We start from the raw sequence: 21,514 nt of genomic DNA on the forward strand, positions 1-21,514 counted from the left end.
ATTTAAAGTGGTTGTAGTTATTGATAACGCTATGGGTAATGCCGGTTCAGTTTTGAACATGATTAAACGCGCCGGTGGATCTGCCGTTATATCAGCAGAGCCAGATGTGATAGCGCAGGCGGATAAATTGTTGCTGCCGGGCGTTGGAGCTTTCGATAAAGGGATCTCAAGACTTAAAAATGCTGCGTTCTTTCCTACTTTAGAGCGAAAGGTATTGGAAGGTAAAACCCCTTTCTTAGGGATTTGCTTGGGTATGCAAGTATTGTTTGATCAAAGTGAGGAAGGTGCGTTACCAGGTCTAGGTTGGATTAAAGGTAACGTAAGGCGTTTTGATTTTGATAAATTAGAAGAGACTAACGCTTTAAAAATTCCCCATATGGGATGGAATGTTGTACACGCAGCTAAAAATAATACAATTTTACCAACAGATGAGGCGGAATTGAGGTATTATTTTGTGCACTCCTTTCATGTTGAGTGTGAAATTCCAAATGATGTGTTGGCTGTTTCATCTTATGGCTATGATTTTACATGTGCGGTACAGCATGAGAATATAATCGGCGTTCAATTTCATCCCGAAAAAAGTCATCGTTTCGGGTTAGGGTTAATGAAAAACTTTATCGAGTGGTAATTTATGTTAAAAACCCGTGTTATACCTGTTCTATTACTACGTGGTGGTGGGCTTGTAAAGGGGACAAAGTTTAAAGATCATAAATATGTTGGTGATCCCATTAATGCCGTTAAGATTTTCAACGATAAAGAAGTTGACGAACTAGTATTTCTTGATATAGATGCTTCAGAGAATAAGAAAGGGCCTAATTATGAGTTACTTGAAGATATAGCAACAGAAGCTTTTGTCCCCTTTGCTTATGGCGGTGGTGTTAAATCTCTTGATCAGGCTGCTAAGCTGTTTAAGTTAGGGGTTGAAAAGGTAATCATCAACACGGCTGCCTTTGAAAATCCACAGCTTATTCAAAAATTAGCTCAAGAGTTTGGTTCGCAAAGTGTAGTTGTCTGTATTGACGTTAAAAAAAATCTTTGGGGTAAACAAGAAGTCTATGTGCGTAATGGGAAAGTAAAAACAAAGCAAAACCCAATAGAGTATGCTTTAAAAATGCAAGATCTTGGTGCTGGTGAGTTAATCATTTCTTCAATTGATAAAGACGGAACAAGGAGAGGATATGACATAAATTTATTGCGATCTATTACTGATAAGGTTAGTTTACCTGTGGTCGCTTTAGGTGGTGCTTCTAGTTTAGATGACTTAAAAAAAACGGTAGAACAAGCCAATGTGTCTGCTGTAGCTGCGGGCGATTTATTTGTATTCAAAGGCAAGCACAAAGCGGTGTTGATCACTTATCCTGCTTATAAAAAACTAGAAGAATTATTTAAAGGTTAAAAATGACGCAAGAAATAGAACTCCAAGTCTGTACGCGCTGTGTAATGGATACCACAGACCCCAATATTACATTTCATGAAAGTGGCGTGTGCAATCATTGTTATGATTACGAAGAGCGTAAAAAACGGTTAATTACTGATCCGGATAAACGGCGGCAAGCATTAGAAGAGATTATTGCCAAGGTTAAAAAAGCCGGACAAGGTAAAGAGTATGACTGCATTATTGGTGTCAGTGGCGGTGTTGACAGTAGCTATGTCGCCTATCTGGCAAAAGACTGGGGTTTGCGTGGCCTTTTGGTTCACCTTGATAACGGTTGGAATAGTGAATTAGCCGTTAAGAACATCGAAAACATCGTTGAATACACCGGTTTTGATTTATACACACTGGTAATTGACTGGGAAGAGTTTAAAGATTTACAGCGATCTTTCTTTAATGCTGATATCATTGACCTTGAATTACTCTCTGATCATGCGATTTTTGCCACGGTTTACCGTTTAGCACGGAAATATAAAGTGAAATACCTCTTGAGTGGTGAGAATTTTGAAACAGAAGCGATTATGCCTTCAGCTTGGAATTGGCGTAAATCCGATGCGGCGAATATAAAAGCAATACATAAACAATTTGGCTCCAACAAAATTAAAACTTTTCCGTTTATGTCAACAGTTACAAAGATGATTTACCAATATGCAGGGCTAGCTAAATCAATTCCTGTTCTAAATTATATGGACTACAATAAAGAGGCTGTGATGCAGATAATCCAAGATAAAATGAATTGGAAGTATTATGGCGGAAAGCATTATGAATCTATTTTTACGCGTTTTTATCAGGGTTATATTTTGCCTGAAAAATTCAATGTAGATAAAAGAAAAGCGCATTACAGCACCCTCATAAATAGCGGTCAAATGGCAAGGAAAGTCGCACTTGAACACTTGAAAGAACCAACATATCCGGTTAATTTGCAAAAAGAAGACTATGAACTGCTGTGTAAAAAACTATCTTTTACAGAAAACGAGCTAGATGAATACCTCAAAAGAAATGCAAAGAGGCATTTAGATTACCCAAGTGATGAAAAGATAATTAATATTTTAAGAGCAGTTTACAGGTCTATGCGCCTAAAGAAGAAAAATGACGGTTACGCATAGAAAATAACCGCCTTTTTCAATCCCATCATTCCCGGTAATCAACTACATCCTTTGATGCAGCGGATTGTGCGAGAACTGGCCTATGAGTAGATGGAAGCGGTGATTAATAGCAGTATGGTGGATTTAGATATAAAAAAATGAAGCTAAGAAGCAGGTTAAGGAATTTCAAACCATTTTTAACTTTGCATTTTGGGAGTTGTATTTAAACAAGGCGTTTAAGGTTTAGGGTTTGAAATTGGTTATCGCTTTGATACGTCAGGCTTTTATTTGGTTCACCCTAACGGTTCAGGAATAAATGTTGAGGCGGTGACGGCGAATCGTAAGGATCATCTTATGGCTGATATTTAACAGCCATAGCGCGTAAAGCAAAAAGCTGAAAAAGATTACCCGGTCTGATTGTATGAAGCTAGTATTAAATTGGTTGGTAAAATCAAAGATAAGTTGGACTTATTTCAAGGAGCAAGCGGTAAAAAGCAACCTTATAACGCGCTAAATCATGTAAAGGGTTATCCTCTTGTATTGGCGGTTGTCCTGTGTGTTCAGCATTTAACCCATCAGTAAAATAATATGGCGATAAACCTCGTGTTATTTGACAAAGAACCGCCGAGTGATTTGAATGATGAAATAAAATGTATTGATTTTCTGACAAAGTCCAACGATGCGCGAGTGGATTTAGGGCTGTTCACAAATAACGGATGCAAGGATATAAGTGCCGTGATTTTTCAACTACTGCGACGTTTAGCAAAGTGCAGCTACAAAAACCGTTTAAAGGCATGGTGCGCGAAACGCGTTATCGTGAAACGAATATGAATGAATTTCTAGCGAAAGAAGAGCGACAGGCGTTGCGTATAAGTCAGTTATGTTTCGTGGAACAGCACGATGTATTCAGAACCCATTTTATCTATGGTGAATCGGTTTACGGTTATGACATGCATTTGTGTGATGCTTCACGATACACAGAAAGCCATTTTGATGTTTTGCATATCTACTACAACTCATTTTCGGATTATCAGTTAAATCCTAAAATATATAGCGCAAAAGAAGTCACCCATAATTATTCCGATAAAAAACAAAACCTTCCCCATTCCATCCACAACGATGGAGTCTGGTATCAAGGGAAACGTTTGTTGAGAGAGTAGAGCAAAATTAAATGAAGAAAGTTGTTGGTGTTATTGTAAATGAAGATGTTGAATCTGGATTATTATCGACTCAGTTTATTTCGCCTTTGCTGTTCCTTAAAGAGAATGGATATACGGTTGGTGTTTTAAATATATGCAAACCTTGGAAGCGCCCAGTTAATAACAATATAAATATAAGAAATATACCGATAGCGATTCCCGCAAAGTTTTTCATGTTTAATCCATTATCTTTTTTATTTGTTCCGCTATCTGCTTTTTTCTATGCATTGATTTTGCTTTTCTTTGTTAAAAAAGATGTCACTTATCTTGTACGCAGTTATTATCCTTCGTATATCTTTGCTCTTATTAAGTTTTTTAAACCAAATTTAAAATTCATTTTTGATTCTCGTAGTCTTTTTGTTGATGAATATGTTGGTGCTGGGAAAATAAAGCCTGATAGTTTTAATTATAAAGTTTGGCGAAAAATAGAGTTCTACATTCTTAGACAGTCACATAAGACTCTTGTTGTCGCAAGTAAACAAGAGAAAATATATCGTTCCATTTATCCTGAAACGAGTATTGAGAAGGTGCCATGTTACACAGAAGTTGACTTGTCAGTTGATTTTTTTAAAACGGACATGTTAGATCAATTTAATATCCCTAAGCACAAAGTTCTCATTTGCTATTTTGGCTCTATAGATAAAGGATGGAACAATATTGAACGATATAAAAAATTCTTAGATGCTAACCATGAAAATCAGAACTTACACTTTATTTTTATTTCACAAAATTATAGGCAGTTACAAAACACTATTGAGTTTAACCAGGGGAATTTAACCTTAATACCAGTTGATGTGAGCCTGGCTGATAAGAAAAGATTGATGACACAGTGTGACTACGGTCTCTTCTTGATGGGGCCGAATCCAGACTGGGAAACGCGTTTGGGTGTAAAATTTGTTGATTATTGTGCGAGCGGTCTTCCTGTTATTATTAGTCCTTACGTTGGCGAAGCTGTAAACTATATTCAACAGAATGAAATCTTAGAGCATAGTTGTAAGATATTGGAACACGATCTACTACAAAATGTGATCAAAACAGAAGTTGCATTGAAAAAGCAAATCCAAATTTTCTCACTTGAATTTTTCTCATATAAAAACTTGATTAGGAATTTCAATTGATAAAATATCTACTTTTTCACATTATTTTTTATTTGGTTTTTATCGGGCCTAGTTTTAAATTAATTGATGTGTTTTGGTTTTTAAATTTATTGTCTTCTGTTTACTTTTTTGTTTTTCATCTGAAGAAGCAGTTTGAGCGTGTGAAGTTTTTCTTAATTTATGGTTTTGTTTTGTTTATATATACATTGTTCGTAATCTTGATAAATTATGAAAATTTATCCTTCGAATTTTTAAACGAGACGATTAAGTTTTTTATAGTAGTCTCATCTGCTCTTGGCATAATTATTTTAGCTAAAAAACGCTTTCCTAAATGTTATGTTTTGGTGATTTTAAGGTCAATATTTTTTAGTGGTCTTTTTACTGCAATACTTGCTCTGATAATGTTTTTTAACCCAGAGATTAAGAACTTGTTACTAGACCTGACAAAACTTAAACTTGCTGGTGCCGGAAACTACTTGTCATACCGTCTTATAGATTTGAGCCAGGGGGGGGGGGTTAGTCTTTCATTAGTTTTTCTACTTTCTTTGATAATATATTTTGAGCTTAGTTTGTCGTATCATATAAGCAGGTTTTATTCGATCTGGCCACCGATATTACTTTTATTTGCGATGGTGATGACAGCTAGAACAGGTTTTATTTTAGGTGTGTTCATTTTTGGTTTGTACCTTTTTATAAGGCTTTCAACCCTTCATAAGCTAAGGGTAAACACAAATTTTATTTGTCATATACTCTTTTTTGTCTTTTTGCTTTTTCCTTCAGCTTATTATCTTTTCCCAATTATTTTTGTTAGCTTGGATGTTGTAGTATTGGCTGAATGGATTCTTTCGGTATTTGATTTTAAGTCGGGTACTACAGGTGATTTGATAGCTGGTAAACACTATTATTTTTACTCGGAAGGTTTTGTCGATTCTTTTTTTGGTCAGAATGATTTTTCCTTCCCATCAGATGTAGCTTTTACAAAAATGTTTTATTTTGGTGGCGTGTTCGCTGTTCTTATATATTTATTTTTTTGGATTTATGTTTTTTATAAGGCATCATTTTTTAAAGTGTATCAAATTAAAACTTTAAGTACTTCCGTTACAAGGGTTTTTATTATTTTTACTTTTATTTTGTTCTTTATTAATTTTAAAGAGCTTGCATTTACAAATTATCGTAGTGTTTTTTTAGCATTATTATTGCTTTATTTTTTGTTTATTGATGTTAGGTTGGCTTCTAGAAATGATTATTTCCGTATGCATGGCAGTTTACAATGGTGAGCGATTTCTAAATCAGCAGATAACGTCGATTTTGTCTGATCTTCAGACAATCGATCAGGATTTTGAGATTGTCATTATTGATGACTGTTCTAGCGATAATAGTGTTAGTTTAATTCGTAGTTTTGATGATCCTCGGATAAAAATCATATGTAATAAGCAAAATCTTGGTCATGTAAAGACTTTTGAGCGTGCAATACTTGAGTCGACAGGTCGTTTTGTGTTTTTGTCTGACCAGGATGATATTTGGTTGCCAGGTCGGGCAAGTAAAATGTTAGAGGGGCTTATAGCGTCAAAGGCTAGTGTTCTTTTTTCTGAATTTAATTATATAAATTCGAATGACAAACTTATCCCGCATTTACATTGTAAATTGCATTATTACAGTTCACGCTTTAATAATATTCTGAGAATTATGTTAGGTAAGGCTAATTATTGGGGGTGTGCTTGTGTATTTGATCGTGAGTTATTGAAAACGGCCTTTCCTTTCTACAAAGGGCTTGAATCACATGATTTATGGCTTGCTTTTAATGGTTCTCTTTTAGGGAAGATTACTCATTTACATGAAGCTACATTATCACATCGTTTGCACAGTTCTAATGTTACTCCAAAAAAGAAGCGTGCTATTTATAAAGTGTTAAAAACTCGATTTTCGTTTCTCTTTGGTTTTGCGTTGTTTTATTATCGCAGTTTAAAAAGATCTAGAACTTGATTGTTTCAGTAAAAAGGTTGTTATGAAAGGCATTATTCTAGCCGGTGGTTCCGGCACACGGTTGTATCCGATTACCAAAGGCGTATCTAAGCAGTTGGTGCCGATTTACGATAAACCGATGGTGTATTATCCGTTGTCGGTGTTGATGTTGGTGGGGATTCGTGAGGTGTTGGTGATTACCACGCCAGAGGATCAAATCAGTTTTCAGCGTTTACTGGGTGATGGTTCGGATTTAGGCATGCGGTTTGAATATGTGGTGCAGCCTTCACCTGATGGTTTGGCACAAGCATTTATTTTGGGTAAAGACTTTATTGGTGAGGATGATGCTTGTTTGATTTTGGGTGACAACATTTATTACGGCCATGATTTAACCAAGTTGTTGTCTTCAGCGGTTGATAATGCGCGTGATGAAAATAAGGCAACAGTATTTGGTTATCATGTGCAGGATCCGGACCGTTATGGTGTGGCGGAGTTTGACGTTAAAGGAAATGTAGTATCGTTGGAAGAAAAACCTAAAGAACCTAAGTCGAATTATGCGGTGACCGGTTTGTATTTTTACCCGAATGACGTGATTCAAAAAGTGGCAGAGGTAAAGCCATCAGATCGGGGGGAGTTGGAAATCACCACGGTAAACCAAATGTATCTAGCAGAAGGGCGCTTAAAGCTTGAAACCATGGGGCGGGGTTTTGCTTGGTTGGATACCGGTACGCACGAGAGTTTGCTTGAGGCTTCTACCTTTATTGAAACGATTGAGAAGCGCCAGGGTTTAAAGGTCGCCTGTTTGGAAGAGATTGCTTATGAAATGGGCTATATCACCAAAGAACAGTTGCTGGAGTTAGCGGAGCCTTTAAAGAAAAACCAATACGGTCATTATCTGATTAAGCGTGCTGAACAAGGGCGGAAGGTCTAGTGGAATTTGTTAAACAATCTATTGCCGATCTTGTTTTGATTAAGCCAAAACTACATGGCGATCATCGCGGTTATTTTGTCGAAACCTTTCGTCAGGATAAGTTTGATGAAGCCCTTGGTTACCAGGTGAATTTTTGTCAAGATAACGAATCTAAATCAACTAAAGGTGTTTTGCGCGGTTTACATTTTCAATTGCCGCCGTTCGCTCAGTCGAAATTGGTGCGAGTCATTCAGGGTGAAGTGTTGGACGTGGCGGTGGATATTCGCCAAGGTAGTCCAACGTTTGGACAGCATTTCGCGGTGCGTTTGACGGGTGACAATAAACATCAATTGTTTATTCCTCGTGGGTTTGCACATGGATTTGTCGTGCTCTCAGAGACAGCTACCTTTGCTTATAAAGTGGATAACTACTATTCACCCGAATGCGATCGGGGTTTGGCGTTTGATGATCCGGCTTTGGGCATTGATTGGGGTTTGCCGTTAGATCAATTGAAGTTGTCTGAAAAGGATTTAAAGCAACCAGGCTTGGTTGGTATTAATGATGAATGTTCAATGTTCAATTTTGAGATAAGTTTGTATGGTTAAGCGTGTCTTGGTGACCGGTAAAAATGGCCAGCTAGGCCAGTCTTTGCAAAAAGCTGTTATTCAAAATTCAGCATTAACCATTCAACATTCTTTTAGCTTTGTTGGGCGTGATGAGTTGGATTTGGCTTGTTCTGAATCTATAAGCGCATTTTTTAGTAATCAGCATTTTGATGCAATTATCAACTGCGCGGCTTATACAGCGGTGGATAAAGCGGAAAGTGAGCCGGAGCTTGCCAATCAAATTAATCACCTTGCGGTGGCGCAGTTGGCGGGAATTGCCAAACTGCAAAGGATTCCTTTAATTCATATTTCCACCGATTATGTGTTTAATGTTCAGGGGGGTAAGCCCTATGTGGAAACGGATGCCACCGACCCACAAAATGTGTATGGCTTGACCAAGTTGAACGGCGAAAAGGCGATGCAGGCATCTGGGTGTGCCGGTGCGATTATTCGCACCAGCTGGGTTTATTCGGAGTTTGGCAATAACTTTGTTAAGACGATGCTGCGTTTGGGCAAGGAACGAGACAGTTTGAATGTGATTTTTGATCAGATTGGTAGCCCGACTTATGCGGGGGATTTAGCTGAGACCATTTTGCAGATAATAGACCACATTGTCATTGCGAGGAGTGATAGCGACGTGGCAATCTATGAAAGCGGAGGTGGGTTTAAGATGGATCGCTACGCTACGCGCAGTGAAACAAGTACCCTTGTGCTCGCGATGACGGAAGGTGAAGAACTCACTAAAAATGAAATCTACCACTATAGCAACGAGGGCATTTGTTCTTGGTATGACTTTGCCAAGGCGATTTTTGAGTTGAGCGGTATAAGCTGTCAGGTTAATCCTATTGAAACTAGAGAGTACCCGACACCTGCCAAGCGGCCGCATTATAGTGTGATGAATAAAACGAAAATTAAACAACTCCCCGACCTGGTGATTCCCTATTGGCGCGATTCGTTATGCGCATGTTTAAAAGAATTGGAAGTAAGTAAATGAAAATTTTGGTGACCGGCGGTGCCGGATTTATTGGTAGCGCCGTGGTGCGCCATATTATTAATGACACCGAATATTCGGTGGTGAATGTCGATAAATTGACCTATGCAGGAAATTTAGAATCGCTGGTTAGTGTTAGCGGTAATTCGCGCTATGCCTTTGAGCAGGTTGATATTTGCGATGCGTGTGAATTGAAGCACGTGTTTGCTGAATATCAGCCTGATATTGTGATGCATTTAGCTGCAGAATCGCATGTAGACCGGTCCATTGATGGACCTGGCGAGTTTATCCAAACCAATGTCGTGGGCACTTACACGCTGCTTGAGCAAGCGAGAGCTTATTGGGCTGGTCTGCAGGGCGACAAAAAAGCCGGTTTTCGGTTTCATCATATTTCAACCGATGAAGTCTACGGTGATTTACCGCACCCGGATGAGCTGGATCGCCACGCTACGCTCGCGCTGACAGAAACAGTGGTTGCGAGGAGCGAAAGCGACGTGGCAATTCATCCTAGCCAACCATTGCCTTTATTCACTGAACAAACTGCCTATGCACCAAGCTCACCTTACAGTGCCAGTAAAGCTGCCTCCGACCACCTCGTGCGTGCCTGGTTAAGAACTTATGGTTTGCCGTCTATCGTCACCAATTGTTCAAACAATTACGGCCCTTACCACTTTCCGGAAAAACTGATTCCTTTGATGATCCTCAATGCGCTCGAAGGCAAACCTCTTCCGGTGTATGGCAAAGGCAACCAAATCCGCGATTGGTTGTATGTTGAAGATCATGCTCGTGCATTAGTTCTTGTTGCCACCCAGGGCATAATCGGCGAAACCTACAATATTGGCGGTCACAACGAAAAACAAAACATCGAAGTCGTCAAAACCATCTGCGATATTCTGGATGAAATAAATCCACCTGCCATTTCGAGGAGCGATAGCGACGTGGCAATCTCTACTTACAAAGACTTCATCACCTACGTCAAAGACCGCCCAGGTCACGATATGCGTTATGCCATCGATGCGTCTAAAATCCAACGCGAACTCGGCTGGACACCTCAAGAAACATTTGAATCGGGTATCCGTAAAACTGTGCAATGGTATTTAAACAACCAGGCCTGGTGCCAAAGAGTACAGGATGGTAGATAAGCATGAAAGATTAGGCGGTGTAGAAGATTATTAAGTGTTTATGTTTAAACCTTTTCGTGAAAGTTTTATAAAGTTAATGGAATAAGCTATGTTTAAAAATAAAGTATTAATGATAACCGGCGGCACGGGCTCTTTCGGCAACGCCGTTCTAAAGCGTTTTTTAGATTCTGATATCAAAGAAATACGTATTTTCAGCCGTGATGAGAAAAAACAAGATGACATGCGTAAAAAATATAATCATCCTAAATTGAAGTTTTACATCGGTGATGTGCGTGATTATCAGTCCGTATTAAACGCGACTCGTGGTGTTGACTATATTTTCCATGCTGCTGCGCTTAAACAAGTGCCTTCGTGCGAATTTTATCCTTTAGAAGCAGTTAAGACCAACGTTCTAGGCACAGAAAACGTGCTAGAGGCGGCAATTCAGTGTGGTGTGAAGCGTGTTGTCTGTTTGAGTACCGATAAAGCAGTTTATCCTATCAATGCTATGGGCATATCCAAAGCCATGATGGAAAAAGTGATTGTTGCTAAGTCACGCACGGTAGACGATACCAAGACCGTCATTTGCGGTACACGCTATGGCAATGTTATGGCCTCTCGCGGTTCCGTGATCCCATTATTTATCGAACAGATTCGTGCTGGACAGCCTATTACCATTACTGACCCAAACATGACACGTTTCATGATGACATTGGCGGATGCTGTAGATCTTGTCTTATATGCCTTCGAGCATGGTAACAACGGCGATATTTTTGTACAGAAAGCCCCCGCTGCAACGGTAGAGGTATTGGCACAGGCGTTGACACAGCTCGTTAATAAACCAGAACACCCAATTAATATTATTGGTACCCGGCATGGGGAAAAGCTGTATGAGGCTTTGCTGAGTCGTGAAGAAATGGCATGTGCTGAAGATATGGGCGATTACTTCCGTGTTCCGCCAGACCTTAGAGACTTGAATTATGCTAAGTTTGTTGAAGTGGGTGAAGAAGTTATTTCACGTACCGAAGACTACAATTCGCACAATACCGAGCGTTTAGATGTTGCAGGCATGCAAAAATTATTGCTCAAATTGAGTTTTATGAAAGCTATCGCTAATGGTGAATTGGTCGCTGCGGAGGAATAAAATGAAGATTTTGGTTACTGGGGCTAATGGGTTTATCGGTAAAAATTTAGTGGTCACTCTGAATAAAATGGGTGGCCATGAGGTTATTCCTTTCACTCGACAATTAGATCATGGTCAACTCTCACATTTAGTTGCAGAGGCCGACTTTATTTTTCATCTCGCTGGTATCAATCGACCTGATGACGAAAGCGAGTTTTTTATTGGAAACTCTGATTTAACGGCTGAAATTTGCAGCGCAATTGTGGCGTCTGGTCGAAATATTCCTATCGTTATTACCTCTTCAATCCAGGCTGAGCGAACGAATGCTTATGGCCGTAGCAAGCTACAAGCCGAAATGCATTTGATGAACTTGTATATGGAAACGGGTAATCAGGTTTATATTTATCGTTTGCCGAATGTATTTGGCAAATGGAGTCGTCCAAATTACAATTCTGCGGTGGCGACTTTTTGCCATAATATCAGCCATGGTTTACCTATTCAGGTGAATGACCCTTCGACAGAGATTAGCTTAGTTCATATTGGCGCGGTAATCAGTTCTTTTATCAATTTGCTGATTAATCAACCAACCGATAAATTGTATGTTAACGTTGACCCTATATATACAGTGACGTTGGGTGAGCTAGCTGAACAGCTTTATAAGTTCAAAAATAGCCGAGAAACCTTGATTACTGAGGCCGTAGGTGATGGTTTTACACGTGTGCTTTATGCCACTTATATCAGCTATATATCCCCAAGTGATTTTAATTACCCGCTTATTAAGCATGAAGATCCCAGAGGGTCTTTTGTTGAAATGCTTAAAACCCGTGATTCTGGGCAGTTTTCATTTTTTACGGCGCACCCGGGTGTGACTCGCGGTGGGCACTATCACCATGTGAAAACAGAGAAATTTCTTGTTATCAAAGGAAAAGCGCGATTTGGTTTCCGTCATATCGTAACCGATGAATTTGTGGAGATTAACACCAGTGGCGATCAACCTGAAATCGTAGAAACGGTACCGGGCTGGTCTCATGATATTACCAATATTGGTGATGAAGAGATGGTGGTGATGTTGTGGGCTAATGAAAACTTTGATCGTCAGCGCCCCGATACAGTGACATACAAGGTGTAAGGAAAGATCTGTAATGAATAAATTAAAAATAGTCACTGTTGTGGGAACGCGACCTGAAATTATACGATTGTCGCGAGTCATGGCAAAGTTAGATGAGCATTGTGAGCATATCATTGTGCACACGGGGCAGAATTATGACTACGAACTTAATGAAATATTTTTTAACGATCTTGGCATTCGTAAACCCAATTACTTCCTTGGTGCTGCTGGGGCATCGGGTGCTGAGACAATTGGTAATGTAATCATTGCGGTGGACAAAGTGTTGGCGGAGGTACAGCCCGAAGCCTTACTAGTGTTAGGTGATACCAACAGTTGTATGGCTGTTTTGCCTGCTAAGCGCCGTAAAATCCCTACTTTTCATATGGAGGCGGGAAATCGTTGTTTTGATCAGCGTGTACCGGAAGAAATTAATCGCCGCATCGTCGATCACATGGCGGATATTAATTTAACCTACAGCACTATTGCCCGTGATTACTTATTACGTGAAGGTTTGCCTGCTGACATGGTGATTAAAACCGGTAGTCCAATGTTTGAAGTGCTGAATTATTATCGTGAAGGTATCGATGGCTCAGATGTTCTCACTCGTCTTGGCTTGAAAAAAAGCCAGTTTTTTATTGTCAGTGCACATCGAGAAGAAAATATCGATTCAAACCAGAATTTTTTGAATCTTGTTGAGTCGCTAAATACCATCGCCGAAACCTATAACTTACCTGTAATCGTGTCTACGCACCCTCGAACTCAAAAGCGTATCGATGCTATGGGGGTTACATTTCATCCTATGGTAAAGCTTCTTAAGCCGTTGGGATTTAAGGATTATAATAAGCTGCAACTGTCCGCCAAAGTGGCCTTGTCAGACAGTGGTACCATTAACGAAGAATCCTCTATCCTTAACTTTCCAGCGTTAAATTTGCGCGAAGCGCATGAGCGCCCTGAAGGTATGGAAGAAGCTGCTGTTATGATGGTTGGCTTAGGAGTGCAACGTATCATGCAGGGGCTTGCTATTTTAGACACCCAAGCACGAGATGAAGAACGCTTGATTCGTCAGGTTTACGATTACTCCATGCCAAATGTCTCTGATAAGTTGGTCAGGATAGTGCATTCCTACACGGACTATGTGAATCGTGTTGTGTGGAAGAAATATTGATGACTACTAATGTTTTTATGCCTACAGGTGGTTGATTTTGAAAATACTGATTGTCACTCAGTGGTTTGATCCTGAGCCGACTTTTAAAGGGCTAGTGTTTGCGAAAGCATTAGCCGCCAAAGGGCATGATGTTGAGGTGATTACTGGGTTCCCAAACTACCCTGGCGGAAAGTTATACCAAGGGTATAAAATGCGTTTTCATACCATAGAGATCATACAAGGTATCAAAGTGCACCGAGTGCCCTTGTACCCCAGCCATGATGGCTCGTCAATAAAACGCGTGCTTAACTATGCAAGTTTTGCCATGTCATCCTTGTTGTGTGGTTTATTTAAAGTTAAAAAACCAGATATTATTTATGCTTATCATCCACCGTTAACCACTACAATGTCAGCTGCCGTCATCAGCTTTTTTCGTCGAGTGCCTCTTGTAATTGATATCCAAGACCTGTGGCCAGATACCTTAGCGGCGACTGGTATGGTCAATAACACCATAGCGTTAAGCCTTGTGGGTAAGCTTTGTCAGTTGGTTTATAAAAAAGCAGTGCATATTGTTGTATTATCACCAGGTTTTCGTAAACGCTTGATTCAGCGCTCTGTACCCGATGAAAAGGTTTCTGTGATCTATAACTGGTGTGATGAAGAAGCCTTATCCTTGCCAATACAAGAAATTGATAATTTTCCAGAGAAACCAGGATTCAATATTTTATTTGCTGGTAACCTGGGCTTTGCGCAAGGCCTACCAGCTATTATTGAAGCTGCTAAAATACTCCAAAATAGAGGTGTCAATGCCAATTTGATACTGCTTGGTGATGGCGTTGCAAAAGAAAATGCGATTGATCAAAGTCATAAAAGTGGTCTGGAAAATATTTTTTTCTTACCGCGTGTGGGTATGAATGAAGTAGGTAGTTATTTGCAGCGTGCTGACGCATTACTTGTCCACTTAACCGATAATGAATTGTTTAGCATAACGATACCATCACGAACTCAAGCATATCTTGCTGCAGGGAAACCTATTTTGATGGGCGTAAACGGGGATGCCTCTGATATTATTAGGCAAGCGGATGCTGGTATAACCTTCAAAGCAAACGATGGTTTTTCAATGGCTAGTGCTGTTACTGAATTAGTCAGTTTAGACTCGACAGAATTAGACCGCTTAGGTAAAAATGCCAAATTTTTTTATCAAACTGAGATGTCGTTAGATGTTGGAGTCGATCACTTCATGAAACTATTTTATAGACTTGTATATGAAAAAAACATTTGATTTCACTGTCGCATTACTTGCGCTAATAGCGTTATCGCCCCTCATATTTATTGTGGCACTCTTGATTCGTTTTAAACTCGGTTCTCCTATCTTATTCACTCAAGATCGTCCCGGTTTAAATGGTCGTGTCTTTAAAATGATGAAGTTCCGTAGCATGCTTGATGCGAAAGACAAACAAGGTAACTTGCTTCCTGATGAGCAACGGATGACGAAATTTGGCGCTTTTTTACGCTCTACCAGCCTAGACGAATTGCCTGGCTTATTTAACGTGCTAAAAGGTGATATGAGCTTAGTTGGCCCACGCCCATTGCTGGTTCAGTATTTGCCGCTTTACAGTGACGAGCAAACCCGCCGCCACAATGTGCGCCCGGGTATTACTGGCTGGGCGCAAGTCAATGGCCGTAATGCTATCAGCTGGGAAGATAAGTTTAAATTAGATGTTTGGTATGTCGATAACCAAAGCTTTTGGTTAGATATTAAAATACTGCTGCTAACCGTTAAAAAGGTATTTGTTCGAGAAGGTATAAGTGCTGATGGACATGTCACTATGACTAGATTTGAGGGGAGCGATAAAGGTGAAAGGTAACGTTTACGGTATTTTTGGTGCTAGTGGATTTGGGCGTGAAGTAATGCCTCTAGTTAAAAAAAAATCTAAGGACGCAGACTATTTAGTTTTCATAGATGATGCGCCAAAAGCCTCTGTTATAAATGGATATGATGTTTTGACCTTTGATCAATTCTTATCACTTCAGTACATGAATAAGTTTGTCACCATTGCTATCGCTGATGCGGCCATAAGAGAAAAAATAGCTAATCGGTTAAAGGAGGAGCAGATAGAGGTTTTTCAGGTTGAAGCCTCAAATGTTGAAATTATGGATGAAGTTAAGATTGGAGAAGGTGCCATATTGTCACCGTTTGTTACTCTAACCTCCAATATTCATATTGGAAAATATTTTCAAGCGAATATTTATAGCTACGTTGCTCATGATTGTGTTATCGGAGATTTTGTGACGTTTGCGCCATCTGTAAAGTGCAATGGTAACGTGCATGTAGAAGATTTTGTTTATATAGGAACAGGTGCAATTATTAAACAAGGGACGCCAGATAAACCTATTATTATTGGTAAAGGTGCTGTAGTCGGAATGGGAGCTATTGTTACAAAAAGTGTTAAAGCTGGTGATGTTGTTTTTGGAAATCCAGCTAAATCCATTAAAAGAGGTAACTAGCTATGGCGCTTATTGAGGTCAATTTCAAGATACCTTTTGAAGACATAAAAGAAGGGATGTTTGTTACCTATTCGCAGACTATAACCGATGCGGATGTGAAAACATTTGCAGGGTTATCTGGTGACCATAATCCTGTACATGTTGATGACGCATATGCTGAAAATTCAAGATTTAAGAAACGCATCGCACATGGCTTGATTTCTGGCAGTTTTTTCTCGGCTTTATTTGGTACTAAGTTACCTGGTCCTGGATGCGTTTATGTTGCTCAGTCGTATAACTTTAAGCGACCAGTATATTTGGAGGATACAGTTACTGCGATAGCAACGGTTACATCGGTTGACTCTAAAAAGCGTAGAGTTTTTTTTGATACTGTTTGTAAAGTTAAAAATAAAACCGTTATTGATGGTACAGCTGAGTTATATGTTCCTTAACTCATATTAACTTGTTTAATTGTGATAGTACTCCAGGAATTTTGATGTTAAACACCCCTTTTTCTCCCTGGCCTTCTTTCACCCAAGAAGAGGCCGATGCTGTTAGCCGTGTTGTTTTGTCTAATAAAGTGAATTACTGGACAGGTACCGAGTGCCGTGAATTTGAAAAAGAATTTGCGGCTTGGGTTGGTACAGATTATGCCGTTGCTTTGAGTAATGGCACCTTGGCTTTAGACGTTGCATTAAAAGCATTAGGCGTTGGTCAGGGTGATGATGTGATCACCACACCGCGTACTTTTTTAGCCTCTGCTTCTAGTATTGTGACGGCTGGGGCAAATCCTGTCTTTGCCGATGTGGATTTGAACAGTCAGGTCATCACTGCTGACAGTATCAAGGCGGCCCTTACTCCCAATACCAAAGCTGTCATTGTTGTGCATTTAGCGGGTATGCCTGCTGAAATGGACGCCATTATGGCGTTGAGTGAAGAGCATGGTTTCTTTGTGATAGAAGACTGTGCGCAAGCTCATGGTGCCAAATACAAGGGGCGTTCCGTTGGTAGTATTGGTCATATTGGCGCATGGAGTTTCTGCCAAGATAAAATCATGACAACGGGTGGTGAAGGCGGCATGGTCACCACCAATGACAAAAAACTTTGGTCATTCATGTGGTCTTATAAAGATCATGGTAAAAGTTACGATGCCATCTACCACAAAGAACACCCACCTGGGTTTCGATGGTTGCATGAAAGTTTTGGTACCAACTGGCGCATGTTAGAAATTCAAGCCGTGATTGGTCGTATCCAGCTGACTCGAATGGCTGATTGGACCGCTAAGCGCCAAGCTTACGGAGCTAAAATTGACCAAGCTGCTAGCGCGCTTTCTTGTGTACGCTTGGTGACGGTGCCAGAGTATATTGAACATGCGGAGTACAAACATTACATGTTTGTTCAGCCAGAACATTTAGCCGAAGGCTGGAGCCGTGATCGGATCGTTGAAGAAATCGTAAAGCTTGGTGTACCGTGTTTTCAAGGTAGTTGTTCAGAGGTGTATCTTGAAAAAGCCTTTGATAATACCCCTTGGCGACCAGAGAAACGTTTGCCTAACGCCGTTGAGCTTGGTGATACAAGTTTGATGTTCTTGGTTCACCCTACCTTAACAGAAGAAGAAATGGAAAAGACTGTTCAAGTAATTCATGCCGTGCTTTCTATGGCGTCTTGCTAATTGTCTATCACTGGATTGGCTCAAATTTCGGATATTAATATGTCTACGTCTGAGTTGTTGGCGGAGACGGATGCGAAGATGATTCGGGATATGTCTTTAAAGAACTACTTTGTTTATATCATCAAGACGGTAACGGGCAGTGGGTCTGGTGATGGAGTGAAAGGATAGGTGTTGCTTTTTTTGGGTTTTCTTGCACATTTTTTGTCGAATTGGCGTAGAATGTTTTTATGTGTCATTCGTTAAGTTATGACCCCTCCCTAGCCCTCCCCTTGGAAGACATAAGGGGAGGGAATTGTCAGACAGCATTTTCTTTGATTGATCTGACCTACAGGTGATGGGTTTTGCTGGCTTTGACGGCCTAAAGGCCGACCTACAGGTGATTGGTTTTGGTTGGGTCTTGCTGGCTTTGACGGCCTAAAGGCCGACCTACAGGTGATTGGTTTTGGTTGGGTTTTGCTGGCTTTGACGGCCTAAAGGCCGACCTACAGGTGATTGGTTTTAGTTGGGTTTTGCTGGCTTTGACGGCCTAAAGGCCGACCTACAAGTGATTGGTTTTGGTTGTGTGTTGCTGGGCTTTGACGGCCTGAAGGCCGACCTACAGGTGATGGGTTTTGGTTGGGTTTTGCTGGGCTGTGACGGCCTAAAGGCCGACCTACAAGTGATTGGTTTTATTGCATACAGGGTGTATGAGATGGTAAAAAAATTGGATTTTCTTTGGTCTCTTCCTCGTTTTTATAAGCGTGTCATTAGCTTGGCGGTGGATTCGCTGTTTGTGTATGTGGCGTTTGTTTTTGCGTACTGGGCGCGTTTGGGTGAGTTCAGTGTTGTGTCGAATCAGGCTGTTTGGTTGGTGTTGTCTGGTACGGTGGTTGTCACTTTGTTGGTGAATATGAAGTTAGGCTTGTATCGGGCGGTATTGCGATATTTAACCTTTCATGCGTTTACAGCTATTTTGTTGGGTGGGGCGGTGTCGGCCCTGAGCATTACCTCTTTTGCTTATTTCTTCGAAGCGAATATTCCTCGTACGGTTCCTCTTATTTATTTTCCTTTTTTGGTGATGTTGTGCGGTGGGTCGCGTTTGTTGATTCGCGCTTTGTTGGTGCAATCTCCTAAAAAGGGCACCGAAGCGGTGTTGGTGTTTGGTGCTGGGTCTACTGGTCGTCAGTTGGCGCTGGCGTTGCGTCAGGCATCGAGCTATCGGGTGAAGGGCTTTATTGACCACGATCCGTCGTTAGCAAACACCATTATTCAGGGAATTCCCGTTTACAATGTGACTGAGATCGATGCGCTTATCGAGAAATACGAGATTGCTAAGGTGTTGCTGGCGATCCCTAGGGCAAGTCGATCCGAGCGTAAGAAAGTCATTGATAGGCTGTTGCCGTATGCGGTGGAAGTACTCACTGTGCCGGATTTTGACGATATCGTCACGGGCAAAGCCAAGGTCAGTGAGCTGCAAGACGTAGCCGTGGATGACTTGTTGGGGCGTGATGTGGTCGCCCCAGACTCTGTGTTAATGGGCGCAAACATTACGGGTAAGGTGGTCATGGTCACGGGTGCCGGTGGTTCTATTGGGTCTGAGTTATGTCGACAAATCGTTATGCAGCGTCCCACTAGCCTGATTCTTTTCGATGTGTCCGAATTTGCTGTGTATCAGATCGATAAAGAGTTGAATGAACTGTTGTTAGAGCTGTCTTTTGAGGTTGCTATTGTGCCTCTGATTGGTTCGGTACAGCGTATTAATCGTTTGGCATCGACCATGAAGGCGTTTGGTGTTCAGACGGTTTATCATGCGGCTGCTTACAAGCATGTACCATTAGTGGAATACAATGTCGTGGAAGGTGTGCGGAATAATGCGTTTGGGACGTATTACTGTGCTAAAGCGGCGATCGACAGTGGTGTGGAATCGTTTGTTCTGATCTCAACCGATAAGGCTGTTCGTCCTACCAATGTGATGGGCGCGACGAAGCGTATGGCGGAGTTAGGTTTGCAGGCGCTGGCGGAAGCAGAAGCCAACAAAGCCGCTAACGGCGACGCGTTTACGCGTTTTTGTATGGTGCGCTTTGGTAATGTGCTTGGCTCGTCTGGTTCGGTTATCCCTGTCTTTAAAAAACAAATCGCAGATAATCAGCCCATCACGGTGACTCATCCCGATATTATTCGTTATTTCATGACGATTCCAGAAGCCGCGCAGTTGGTGATTCAAGCGGGCGCTATGGGCAAGGGCGGTGATGTGTTTGTGTTGGACATGGGAGACCCAGTCAAAATTGTTGATTTGGCAAGGAATTTGATTCGTTTGTCTGGTTTGGATGTGAAGTCTGCCGCGAATCCGAATGGTGATATTGAAATCCAATTCACAGGGCTGCGTCCTGGTGAAAAGCTGTTCGAAGAGCTTTTGATCGGCGATAACGTGCAAGACACCTTGCATGAGCGGATTATGACGGCGAATGAGCGATTTTTGTCTTTGGCCGATTTTGAAGCCACCATGGAGCAACTGGACAAAGCTTGCCATGGTTTTGACCATGAAAAAGTGCGTGAGCTATTGATCGAAGCGCCTACAGACTTCCAGCCTACCGATGGTATAGGGGATTTGGTGTGGAATGCTAAAAAGGCATTAGAGCAGCAAGTTGACGGCTCTAATGTTGTGCCATTGAAACAAAAGGCTTGATTGGAAAATTGTCCCTTCCCCTTGGGAGTGATAAGGGACAATGACAGTTCAAGATCGCGTCTCGCGCAGCAAGCTCGTTGCAATAGATGCGTCTAGTTTTTGACGGCCTGAAGGCCGACCTACAGGTGTGGTGGGCGTTCTTGATTCCACAGGATCGCGGGTGTTGGGCAGTGCGCTATAGGAAAATAGCCAGTGTGGCTGTGGATGCGTTGACTGACGCTGCTATGCCAATGGGGTGAGCGTGTTGTGTTGGGTTGGTCATTTTCCAAAACACAGCAATGTCTGGGTGCTAGAGTGAGTTTTTGCCAAGGAAATACGCGGCGTTCTTGGTAGTGTATTTTCCCTAAGTGCTTGGGTTCTATGGTCAGTAGTGGCTGCCAATCAACAGGTTTGATGTCGGCTAATCGCATTGAACGATAACAGGGTTGTTTGGTTTGTTGTTCTATCCAGTCTATTACTATTCGTAAGGCGATGTCGCCTAATCCATCTCGGCGGTATCCGCCACCAACATCCGAATGCACGCCTGCTAGCCAGATTTCCTGGGCGCGTCCATCTTGGTTGATTAGGGTAGGCCGAAAGGCGAGACGTTGTTCATCTAATGCGACTAAATGTAAGGCTCGGTGTACGCCTTCTGGTAACGTGTTGCCGTGTTCAAATACCACGTCTGTGCTGGGGCGTTGGGTTTTGTCTAGATTCGGCCAGCCAATGGAGGCCACGGTATCGATGACGGCTTCTATGATGATAGGGCGGTCTATGAGTGGGCTGATAAGCGCTGCAAAGCGCCTTGCTAATGCCGCACCTCGACTGAAGCCGATTAGGACGATTTGTTTGATCGACGGGGTGTAATGGTTTTTGAAGTCGTTTAATGCACGATTTAAAATATTGGCAACGTGGCCGGATTCGATGGCAAACG

General features: G+C 41.3%; 21 protein-coding genes and 1 pseudogene. 21 read left to right on the forward strand and 1 reads right to left on the reverse strand.

The window, feature by feature from the left end:
* The first annotated feature begins 7 nt into the window (after positions 1 to 7).
* The 21 genes and pseudogenes from hisH to ACN0VI_RS13975 all read left to right on the forward strand — a co-directional run bounded on the left by hisH (position 8) and on the right by ACN0VI_RS13975 (position 20,601).
* Complete coding sequence (gene hisH, locus ACN0VI_RS13875; protein ID WP_417447177.1) at positions 8 to 628, forward strand: imidazole glycerol phosphate synthase subunit HisH; 621 nt, start codon at positions 8 to 10, stop codon at positions 626 to 628.
* A 3-nt stretch (positions 629 to 631) separates the two neighbouring features.
* Positions 632 to 1,396, forward strand: a complete 765-nt coding sequence (locus tag ACN0VI_RS13880; RefSeq protein ID WP_417447178.1) for an AglZ/HisF2 family acetamidino modification protein — start codon at positions 632 to 634, stop codon at positions 1,394 to 1,396.
* Between the two features lie 2 nt (positions 1,397 to 1,398).
* A complete protein-coding gene (locus tag ACN0VI_RS13885; protein WP_417447179.1) occupies positions 1,399 to 2,538 on the forward strand; it encodes an N-acetyl sugar amidotransferase in 1,140 nt (379 codons plus the stop codon).
* Between the two features lie 695 nt (positions 2,539 to 3,233).
* Positions 3,234 to 3,677, forward strand: coding sequence for a hypothetical protein (locus ACN0VI_RS13890; RefSeq protein WP_417447180.1), 444 nt, complete (start codon positions 3,234 to 3,236; stop codon positions 3,675 to 3,677).
* An 11-nt stretch (positions 3,678 to 3,688) separates the two neighbouring features.
* Entirely contained in the window at positions 3,689 to 4,834 is a 1,146-nt protein-coding gene (locus ACN0VI_RS13895; RefSeq protein WP_417447181.1) for a hypothetical protein, read from the forward strand.
* Positions 4,831 to 6,090 carry a hypothetical protein gene (locus tag ACN0VI_RS13900; RefSeq protein WP_417447182.1) on the forward strand — a complete coding sequence of 420 codons (1,260 nt, stop codon included), beginning with the start codon at positions 4,831 to 4,833 and terminating at the stop codon, positions 6,088 to 6,090. The genes ACN0VI_RS13895 and ACN0VI_RS13900 overlap by 4 nt, the downstream gene beginning before the upstream one ends.
* Positions 6,053 to 6,796 (forward strand): glycosyltransferase, encoded by a 744-nt coding sequence (locus tag ACN0VI_RS13905; protein ID WP_417447183.1) that lies wholly within the window; start codon positions 6,053 to 6,055, stop codon positions 6,794 to 6,796. Before ACN0VI_RS13900 ends, ACN0VI_RS13905 begins: the two co-directional genes overlap by 38 nt.
* A gap of 22 nt (positions 6,797 to 6,818) precedes the next feature.
* Positions 6,819 to 7,706: a glucose-1-phosphate thymidylyltransferase RfbA gene (gene rfbA, locus ACN0VI_RS13910; protein ID WP_417447184.1), complete on the forward strand. Its 888-nt coding sequence runs from the start codon at positions 6,819 to 6,821 to the stop codon at positions 7,704 to 7,706.
* On the forward strand, positions 7,706 to 8,290 hold the full coding sequence (rfbC, locus tag ACN0VI_RS13915; protein ID WP_417447185.1) for a dTDP-4-dehydrorhamnose 3,5-epimerase: 585 nt from the start codon (positions 7,706 to 7,708) through the stop codon (positions 8,288 to 8,290). The genes rfbA and rfbC overlap by 1 nt, the downstream gene beginning before the upstream one ends.
* Positions 8,283 to 9,284, forward strand: coding sequence for a dTDP-4-dehydrorhamnose reductase (gene rfbD, locus ACN0VI_RS13920; RefSeq protein ID WP_417447186.1), 1,002 nt, complete (start codon positions 8,283 to 8,285; stop codon positions 9,282 to 9,284). The genes rfbC and rfbD overlap by 8 nt, the downstream gene beginning before the upstream one ends.
* On the forward strand, positions 9,281 to 10,423 hold the full coding sequence (locus ACN0VI_RS13925; RefSeq protein WP_417447187.1) for a dTDP-glucose 4,6-dehydratase: 1,143 nt from the start codon (positions 9,281 to 9,283) through the stop codon (positions 10,421 to 10,423). Before rfbD ends, ACN0VI_RS13925 begins: the two co-directional genes overlap by 4 nt.
* Before the next feature lie 88 nt (positions 10,424 to 10,511).
* Positions 10,512 to 11,546, forward strand: a complete 1,035-nt coding sequence (locus ACN0VI_RS13930; RefSeq protein ID WP_417447188.1) for a polysaccharide biosynthesis protein — start codon at positions 10,512 to 10,514, stop codon at positions 11,544 to 11,546.
* 1 nt (position 11,547) lies between these two features.
* Positions 11,548 to 12,654, forward strand: coding sequence for a UDP-2-acetamido-2,6-beta-L-arabino-hexul-4-ose reductase (wbjC, locus tag ACN0VI_RS13935; protein WP_417447189.1), 1,107 nt, complete (start codon positions 11,548 to 11,550; stop codon positions 12,652 to 12,654).
* Between the two features lie 13 nt (positions 12,655 to 12,667).
* Positions 12,668 to 13,798 (forward strand): non-hydrolyzing UDP-N-acetylglucosamine 2-epimerase, encoded by a 1,131-nt coding sequence (gene wecB / locus ACN0VI_RS13940; protein WP_417447190.1) that lies wholly within the window; start codon positions 12,668 to 12,670, stop codon positions 13,796 to 13,798.
* Between the two features lie 37 nt (positions 13,799 to 13,835).
* Positions 13,836 to 15,059, forward strand: coding sequence for a glycosyltransferase family 4 protein (locus tag ACN0VI_RS13945; protein ID WP_417447191.1), 1,224 nt, complete (start codon positions 13,836 to 13,838; stop codon positions 15,057 to 15,059).
* Entirely contained in the window at positions 15,043 to 15,645 is a 603-nt protein-coding gene (locus ACN0VI_RS13950; protein WP_417447192.1) for a sugar transferase, read from the forward strand. The genes ACN0VI_RS13945 and ACN0VI_RS13950 overlap by 17 nt, the downstream gene beginning before the upstream one ends.
* The gene (locus ACN0VI_RS13955; protein ID WP_417447193.1) at positions 15,635 to 16,285 is read left to right on the forward strand and encodes an acetyltransferase; all 651 of its coding nucleotides are present in this window, start codon (positions 15,635 to 15,637) and stop codon (positions 16,283 to 16,285) included. Before ACN0VI_RS13950 ends, ACN0VI_RS13955 begins: the two co-directional genes overlap by 11 nt.
* A 2-nt stretch (positions 16,286 to 16,287) precedes the next feature.
* Positions 16,288 to 16,716, forward strand: a complete 429-nt coding sequence (locus tag ACN0VI_RS13960; protein ID WP_417447194.1) for a MaoC family dehydratase — start codon at positions 16,288 to 16,290, stop codon at positions 16,714 to 16,716.
* 44 nt (positions 16,717 to 16,760) lie between these two features.
* On the forward strand, positions 16,761 to 17,936 hold the full coding sequence (locus ACN0VI_RS13965; RefSeq protein ID WP_417447195.1) for a DegT/DnrJ/EryC1/StrS family aminotransferase: 1,176 nt from the start codon (positions 16,761 to 16,763) through the stop codon (positions 17,934 to 17,936).
* A 6-nt stretch (positions 17,937 to 17,942) separates the two neighbouring features.
* Positions 17,943 to 18,104: pseudogene (locus ACN0VI_RS13970) on the forward strand (sugar transferase); the annotation flags it as partial.
* A gap of 523 nt (positions 18,105 to 18,627) precedes the next feature.
* Positions 18,628 to 20,601, forward strand: coding sequence for a polysaccharide biosynthesis protein (locus ACN0VI_RS13975; protein WP_417447197.1), 1,974 nt, complete (start codon positions 18,628 to 18,630; stop codon positions 20,599 to 20,601).
* 119 nt (positions 20,602 to 20,720) lie between these two features.
* Here ACN0VI_RS13975 and ACN0VI_RS13980 read toward each other — a convergent pair.
* Positions 20,721 to 21,514, reverse strand: a 794-nt coding sequence (locus ACN0VI_RS13980; RefSeq protein WP_417447196.1) for a T6SS phospholipase effector Tle1-like catalytic domain-containing protein, incomplete at its 5' end; no start/stop codon positions are given.

The sequence above is a fragment of the Kangiella sp. genome (genome assembly GCF_048265365.1).
Classification (GTDB): domain Bacteria; phylum Pseudomonadota; class Gammaproteobacteria; order Enterobacterales; family Kangiellaceae; genus Kangiella.

What these genes read in the sequence shown, in the direction of transcription:
- ACN0VI_RS13880 (WP_417447178.1), top strand. Translation starts at nt 632, where the DNA reads ATGTTAAAAACCCGTGTTATACCTGTTCTATTACTACGTGGTGGTGGG.
- ACN0VI_RS13885 (WP_417447179.1), top strand. Translation starts at nt 1,399, where the DNA reads ATGACGCAAGAAATAGAACTCCAAGTCTGTACGCGCTGTGTAATGGAT.
- ACN0VI_RS13890 (WP_417447180.1), top strand. Translation starts at nt 3,234, where the DNA reads ATGCAAGGATATAAGTGCCGTGATTTTTCAACTACTGCGACGTTTAGC.
- ACN0VI_RS13895 (WP_417447181.1), top strand. Translation starts at nt 3,689, where the DNA reads ATGAAGAAAGTTGTTGGTGTTATTGTAAATGAAGATGTTGAATCTGGA.
- ACN0VI_RS13905 (WP_417447183.1), top strand. Translation starts at nt 6,053, where the DNA reads ATGATTATTTCCGTATGCATGGCAGTTTACAATGGTGAGCGATTTCTA.
- rfbA (WP_417447184.1), top strand. Translation starts at nt 6,819, where the DNA reads ATGAAAGGCATTATTCTAGCCGGTGGTTCCGGCACACGGTTGTATCCG.
- rfbD (WP_417447186.1), top strand. Translation starts at nt 8,283, where the DNA reads ATGGTTAAGCGTGTCTTGGTGACCGGTAAAAATGGCCAGCTAGGCCAG.
- ACN0VI_RS13925 (WP_417447187.1), top strand. Translation starts at nt 9,281, where the DNA reads ATGAAAATTTTGGTGACCGGCGGTGCCGGATTTATTGGTAGCGCCGTG.
- ACN0VI_RS13930 (WP_417447188.1), top strand. Translation starts at nt 10,512, where the DNA reads ATGTTTAAAAATAAAGTATTAATGATAACCGGCGGCACGGGCTCTTTC.
- wbjC (WP_417447189.1), top strand. Translation starts at nt 11,548, where the DNA reads ATGAAGATTTTGGTTACTGGGGCTAATGGGTTTATCGGTAAAAATTTA.
- wecB (WP_417447190.1), top strand. Translation starts at nt 12,668, where the DNA reads ATGAATAAATTAAAAATAGTCACTGTTGTGGGAACGCGACCTGAAATT.
- ACN0VI_RS13950 (WP_417447192.1), top strand. Translation starts at nt 15,043, where the DNA reads ATGAAAAAAACATTTGATTTCACTGTCGCATTACTTGCGCTAATAGCG.
- ACN0VI_RS13960 (WP_417447194.1), top strand. Translation starts at nt 16,288, where the DNA reads ATGGCGCTTATTGAGGTCAATTTCAAGATACCTTTTGAAGACATAAAA.
- ACN0VI_RS13965 (WP_417447195.1), top strand. Translation starts at nt 16,761, where the DNA reads ATGTTAAACACCCCTTTTTCTCCCTGGCCTTCTTTCACCCAAGAAGAG.
- ACN0VI_RS13975 (WP_417447197.1), top strand. Translation starts at nt 18,628, where the DNA reads ATGGTAAAAAAATTGGATTTTCTTTGGTCTCTTCCTCGTTTTTATAAG.